This window comes from Ligilactobacillus sp. (assembly GCF_036846325.1).
Taxonomy (GTDB): Bacteria; Bacillota; Bacilli; order Lactobacillales; family Lactobacillaceae; genus Ligilactobacillus.
On sequence record NZ_DAIUCE010000095.1, the window covers coordinates 1 to 6473 of the forward strand.

Sequence of the window (6473 nt, forward strand, 5' to 3'; positions counted from 1 at the left end):
CTAAAAAAGAAAAGGAAAAAAGTGTCTATGATGCTGATCTGGCAAACAGCCACGTCAATGAAGCACGGTTTTTGGAAGCAAAGACGGCCGCTCAGGCTAAACTTGAAGAACTTGAAGAAAAAATCAAGGCGAGTCAGAGAGTGCTTGAGGAAAAAAGCGCATTTCAAAAAAACAAGGCAACCGAGCAGGCCAAACTTGATGCTCAAATTGCCGAAGGTACCAGTCGCCTTGCCGTTTTGACCGAAAGAGTCCAGTCTCTTTCGATTCGCGTTAAGGAAAACGAATTTCAGGTTGCTCAAGCAGACGAACGAATTGAGAAAAACGGCGAAAGAATCAGACAGCTTGAAAATGAAAGCAAAAACATGATTCTTTCAAAGGATGAACTCATTGAAAAGGCAAAGGAAGCAGATGAACGCTGCTTGAAACTGGAAGAAGACATTTCAAGGATGCAGGCGGAGCGATCCGCTTTGCATGAAAGCGTCAAGAAAGCAGAAACTGAACTGACGCGAGCCAATGAGCTTTTGCGGGCGGCAATGGACGAAAGAAGCACGCTTTCTGCAAGAGACGGAAACTTACAGGCAACGTTGCGTCAAAATCTTGACGAGCTGGCCGAACACTACGCAATGACTTATGAATCTGCCGAACGAAGGAATACCGAAGAAGATCTTGATTTCGTTAAAAAGAAGGTCAAACTCCTGAAACTCGGAATTGACGAATTAGGAGACGTTAACGTCAATGCGATTGCACAATTTGAAGAAGTCAACGAACGTTATGAATTCTTGCAACAGCAGCAAGACGACCTGTTGGAAGCAAAAGAACAGCTGCTGCTTAGCATGGAAGAGATGGATGAGGAAGTCAAAAAACGTTTTAAAGCCACATTTGACAAGGTATCCTCTGCATTTAACGAGATCTTCCCGGAAGTTTTTGGCGGCGGACATGCCGAACTGAGCTTGACCGATCCCCACAATCTGCTTGAAACGGGAATTGAAATCATGGCAGCGCCACCCGGAAAGAAATACAGACAGCTGAGTCTTCTTTCGGGCGGTGAACGTTCTTTGACGGCAATCGTGCTTTTGTTTGCAATTTTAAAGGTCAAGCCGGTTCCGTTTGCGATTCTTGATGAAGCGGAAGCGGCATTGGACGATGCAAACGTTGCGCGTTATTCGCGGTATCTGCGTAAATTTGACGGACAGACGCAATTTATCGTGATTACGCATCGCAAGGGCACGATGATGCAGGCGGATGTTTTATATGGCGTTACGATGCAGGAATCGGGCGTTTCAAAGATGGTTTCCGTATCACTTGATGATTACGAATAAATGTGGAAGGAATGACTGAAATGGGATTTTTTGATAAGCTGAAAAAAGCTTTTTCTTCTGAACCGGAAAAGGAAGAAAAAGAAGTTGAAAAAGTTGCAGAAAACGTTGAAGATAAATCGGAAACGGAGACAAAAGACGCCAATAACAAAGATTATTCTGAAGAAACGCCAAAAGCTGAGCCCGTTGAAAGAACAGCTCAACCAGAGCCTGATCAGGCAGATGAGAGAACTCATGAAGCAGATGGCAAAAAGGATTCGGAACAGTCAGTCTCAAAAGCTGCTTTGGAAGAAAAAACTGAAGAAGAACGCTATGACAAGGGGCTTGCCAAATCGCGCAAGGGCTTTGGCGCAAAAATCAATGCACTGCTTGCAAATTTCAGGCACGTTGATGAAGATTTCTTTGATGACTTGGAAGAAACGCTGATTGAAGCTGATGTTGGTTATGAAACCGCCATGAATATCAGCGATGAATTAAGAGATGAAGTCAAGCTCAGAAATGCCAAAAGGAAATCCGACGTTTCGGATGCAATTATTGAGCGCCTGGTGAACCTGTATGAAGAAAGCGGCAAGGATGAGGACAATGCCCTGCATTTTGCAGGACAAGGGCCAACGGTCTTTCTGTTCGTCGGCGTCAACGGTGTCGGCAAGACGACGACGATTGGAAAATTGGCTCATCGCTATAAGGAAGAAGGCAAAAAGGTTCTTCTGGCTGCCGGCGACACATTCAGAGCAGGGGCAATCGAGCAATTGGCCGAATGGGGCAGAAGAGTCGGGGTCGACGTTGTCAAGAAACCTGAACAAAGCGATCCGGCAGCCGTGGTTTATGATGCGGTCATCAAAGCCAAACAGGAAAATTATGATATTCTGCTGGTTGATACGGCAGGACGTTTGCAAAACAAAGTCAATCTGATGAAGGAACTTGACAAGATCAAACGCGTCATCACGCGTGAAATTCCCGATGCTCCGCATGAAGTGCTGCTTGCGCTTGATGCGACGACAGGTCAGAATGCGCTGACGCAGGCCAGACAGTTCAAGGAAGTAACGGACGTGACGGGCATCGTTTTGACAAAGCTTGACGGAACTGCTCGCGGCGGAATCGTGCTTGCAATTAGAAACGAATTGAAGCTTCCGGTCAAACTTGTCGGCCTTGGCGAGCAAATGGATGATTTGCGCGACTTTGATCCGCAGGAATTTGTCATTGGCTTGTTCAAGGGACTTGTTGCAAAGGACAGGTGATCTTGGTGGCAATCGAAAAAACCAACCGAATCAATGCATTGTTTGATTTTTACGAACCTTTGCTGACCGAAAAGCAAATGACTTATATCGCGCTTTACTACAGAGATGATTATTCTTTGGGAGAAATTGCAGAAAATTTTGAAGTTTCAAGGCAAGCGGTATATGATAATATCAAGCGAACAGAAAAAATTCTTGAAGAATATGAGGAAAAACTGGGATTGTATCGCCAATTTGAGCATCAAAGTCAGAAAACGGACGAAGTTTTGGACTATGTCAAGGACAAATATCCGGATGACAGGAAACTGATCGAACTGGTCGAAAATCTTGAAACCATGGAAGAATAAAAAGCAGGAGGCCCTTATGGCATTTGAAGGTTTAACCGAACGTTTGCAAAATGCAATCAGCAAACTGAAGCGAAAAGGAAAAATTAGCGAATCAGACGTTAAGGAAGTCATGCGCGAAATCAGACTCGCGCTTTTGGAAGCCGATGTCAATTTTAAAGTCGTCAAAGATTTTGTCAAGGAAGTAAAAAACAGAGCGGTCGGCGTAGAAGTTCTCGAAAGTCTGACACCGGCACAGCAAATCGTAAAAATCGTCAACGAAGAACTGATCAAGGTCATGGGCGAGAGTGCCGTTCCCTTGAATAAATCAAAGAAGATTCCGACAGTCATCATGATGGTCGGACTTCAAGGCGCCGGCAAAACGACTACGGCAGGGAAACTTGCATATAAACTTAAAAAAGAAGAAAGCGCACGTCCCTTGATGATTGCGGCTGACGTCTATCGTCCCGCTGCCGTCGATCAGTTGAAAACGGTCGGGAAAAGCATCGATGTTCCCGTGTTTGAACTTGGCACGGACGTCGATCCTGTTGAAATCGTCCGCCAGGGGATGAAACTGGCCGAAGAACAAAAAAATGACTATGTGATCATCGATACGGCAGGTCGCTTGCAGATTGATGAAAAGCTGATGGACGAGCTTGCGAGAATCAAGGAGCTGACGCATCCGGACGAAATTTTGCTGACCGTCGATTCAATGACGGGGCAAAATGCAGTGGAAGTTGCACAGGGCTTCAACGATACTTTGGACGTGACGGGCGTTGTTTTGACCAAACTTGACGGTGATACGCGCGGCGGTGCCGCACTTTCCATCAGAGCAGTCACCGGCAAGCCGATTAAATTCATCGGTCAGGGCGAAAAAATGACGGCGCTCGACGTATTTTATCCCGATCGAATGGCTTCAAGAATTCTTGGAATGGGCGACATGCTGACTCTGATCGAAAAAGCCCAGCAAGATTTCGATCAGAAGAAGGCAGAAGAGCTTGCCGACAAGATGCGCGAAAATACATTTGATTTCAATGATTTTATTGAACAAATGGAACAGGTGCAAAATATGGGGCCGATTGAGGATATCATGAAGATGATTCCCGGAATGGCCAACAATCCTGCCTTGAAGAACGTCAAGGTCGATCCAAAGGACATTGAACATACGAAGGCCATTGTCTATTCGATGACCCCTGCTGAACGTGAAGATCCCGACTTGCTCAATCCGAGCCGCAGAAGAAGAATTGCCGCAGGATCGGGGCGTCCGATTCAGGAAGTCAATCGCATGATCAAACAGTTCAAGCAGATGCGCGACATGATGCAAAAGATGACGAACGGGAATTTCGGCGGCATGGAAAACATGTTTGGCGGCGGCGTTTCAGGCAAGCTTGCAAAAATGTCGGTCAATCGAATGATTAAGAAGAACAAAAAGAAGAAGCGCGCCAAGATTAAAAAGCAGAAACAACAAAAGAGACGCAAAAAATAATTCGGCAGAATTGTTGATATGACGGTATTTTTATCACAAATTGCAAAAAAAAACAGACTGTCAAGAAATTTTACTTTACACGGAGCGAAAATACTGGTATATTAGTAATCGTTGAGAAGATAACTAGGAGGTGTAAATGCATGTCAGTTAAAATTCGTTTAAAGCGTATGGGTTCTAAGAAGCGTCCATTCTACCGCATCGTTGTGGCTGATTCACGTTCACCGCGTGATGGCCGTTTCATCGAAACGGTTGGCACGTACAACCCATTGACAGAACCAGAACAAGTAACGCTTAAAGAAGAAGCAATCATGAACTGGTTGAGCAACGGTGCTCAACCTTCAGATACTGTTCGTAACATTCTTTCAAAGCAAGGTGTTATGAAGAAGTTCCACGAAGCTAAGTTTTCAAAGAAGTAAGGTAGATTAGTATGACTGAAGCAGATGTGAAGCAATTAATTGTCACTATTGTCAAGCCACTAGTTGCTGATCCCGATGCGATTAAGATCGAGACCGATCGGGATGCACATTTCCTTAATTTTAATCTATCCGTCGCACCTGATGACGTCGGGCGCGTAATTGGAAAACACGGACGGGTTGCCCAGGCAATTCGAACCATCGTTTATAGCGTTCGTGTTGGCGACTCTTTAAGAGTTCGTTTGAATATCGTAGACGATTAATCAGGACCTTTGGTGAAACAGTGATGATTTCATCAGAGGTTTTTTTGTTAAGGTGTTTTGAAAGGAATTTATCAATGAATTACTATCAAGTAGGCAAAATTATCAATACGCACGGAATCAAGGGAGAAGTTCGCGTGCTGTCATCCAGCGATTTCACTGATGAACGTTTCATGCCCGGCAATTCTCTGTATTTATTCGACAAAGAGACGCTTGTAAGAGAAGTGGTCGTTAAAACTCACAGAAAGCATAAGCAATTTGATTTGTTGTCATTTGAAGACTTGGAAGATATCAATCTCATTGAAGGCTTCAAGGGATTCGACATCAAAATTTCTGAAGATCAGCAACAGGATTTAGAAGACGGTTCTTATTACTATCACCAGATCATTGGCCTTGAAGCAGTGACTTTGGATGGCGAAAAACTCGGCAGAATCAGTGAAATCCTTGCTCCCGGAGCAAATGACGTCTGGGTTGTCAAACGGAAGGGCAGAAAGGAATTGCTGTTGCCTGTGATCGATGACGTAATCAGGCGAGTCGATCTTGAACAGGGCTTGGTCGTGGTTGATTTGTTGGAAGGGTTGGACGATTAGTGAAGATTGATATTTTGAGCCTGTTTCCAGAAATGTTTGCGGGGCCTTTAAACGAATCGATTGTAGGTAAAGCCGTGGAAAAGGGCCTTTTGGACATTAGCGTAACGGACTTCAGAGAGTATACGACAAACAGGCAGCATCATGTCGATGATACGCCCTATGGCGGCGGTGCAGGAATGCTGCTTCAGGCACAGCCTATTTTTGACGCGCTAGATGCGGTTTCAAAGCGTGAAAACGGACTTGGAAGGGTTATTCTGCTTGATCCTGCAGGTAAGAAGTTTAATCAGAAAGTGGCAGAGGAATTGTCCAGAGAAGACCATCTGACGTTTATCTGCGGTCATTATGAAGGTTATGATGAGCGAATCAGAACGCGCGTGACGGATGAAATTTCACTTGGAGACTTCGTTTTGACGGGCGGAGAACTCGGTGCGATGGTTGTGATTGACGCAACTGTCAGACTGCTGCCTGACGTTTTGGGAAATTCAGAGTCGGCACCGGGCGATTCGTTTTCAACTGGACTGCTTGAGTATCCTCAATATACTCGTCCGGCAGATTTTAGAGGAATGAAAGTTCCAGCGGTCTTGACCAGCGGCAATCATCAGAAAATTGCGGAATGGCGCAACAAAGAATCACTGCGGCGGACTTTTTTGAGGAGACCCGACCTGCTTGAGGGGTATGAATTGTCCAGGCAGGAAGAAAAGTGGCTTCGGGAATTCAAGACCGAGTATCAGGATGATCAAATTTGATTTTTGGAGGACCGAGTTCGAACTCAGTCCTTTTTTACGTGCATTTCCAAGAATAAAAATGTAAAATGAACAGTGGTATTGCTTTTTTGAATCATGACGTTAAT

Annotated in this window: 7 protein-coding genes and 1 pseudogene; all 8 read left to right on the forward strand. The window is 44.9% G+C overall.

Annotated features, from left to right (window positions below; all coding sequences use genetic code 11):
- Positions 1 to 1319, forward strand: a pseudogene (locus tag V7Z60_RS08150) (chromosome segregation protein SMC); the annotation flags it as partial.
- Positions 1320 to 1339: 20 nt separating this feature from the next.
- Positions 1340 to 2554, forward strand: coding sequence for a signal recognition particle-docking protein FtsY (ftsY, locus tag V7Z60_RS08155; protein ID WP_334117336.1), 1215 nt, complete (start codon positions 1340 to 1342; stop codon positions 2552 to 2554).
- A 5-nt stretch (positions 2555 to 2559) separates the two neighbouring features.
- A complete protein-coding gene (locus V7Z60_RS08160) occupies positions 2560 to 2898 on the forward strand; it encodes a putative DNA-binding protein (protein WP_334117337.1) in 339 nt (112 codons plus the stop codon).
- Between the two features lie 16 nt (positions 2899 to 2914).
- Entirely contained in the window at positions 2915 to 4360 is a 1446-nt protein-coding gene (gene ffh / locus V7Z60_RS08165) for a signal recognition particle protein (protein WP_334117338.1), read from the forward strand.
- 140 nt (positions 4361 to 4500) lie between these two features.
- Complete coding sequence (gene rpsP / locus V7Z60_RS08170; protein ID WP_003698600.1) at positions 4501 to 4776, forward strand: 30S ribosomal protein S16; 276 nt, start codon at positions 4501 to 4503, stop codon at positions 4774 to 4776.
- An 11-nt stretch (positions 4777 to 4787) separates the two neighbouring features.
- Positions 4788 to 5036, forward strand: a complete 249-nt coding sequence (locus V7Z60_RS08175; RefSeq protein WP_014073644.1) for a KH domain-containing protein — start codon at positions 4788 to 4790, stop codon at positions 5034 to 5036.
- 74 nt (positions 5037 to 5110) lie between these two features.
- The gene (gene rimM, locus V7Z60_RS08180; RefSeq protein ID WP_334117339.1) at positions 5111 to 5623 is read left to right on the forward strand and encodes a ribosome maturation factor RimM; all 513 of its coding nucleotides are present in this window, start codon (positions 5111 to 5113) and stop codon (positions 5621 to 5623) included.
- On the forward strand, positions 5623 to 6369 hold the full coding sequence (gene trmD, locus V7Z60_RS08185; RefSeq protein WP_334117340.1) for a tRNA (guanosine(37)-N1)-methyltransferase TrmD: 747 nt from the start codon (positions 5623 to 5625) through the stop codon (positions 6367 to 6369). The genes rimM and trmD overlap by 1 nt, the downstream gene beginning before the upstream one ends.
- Positions 6370 to 6473 lie beyond the last annotated feature (104 nt).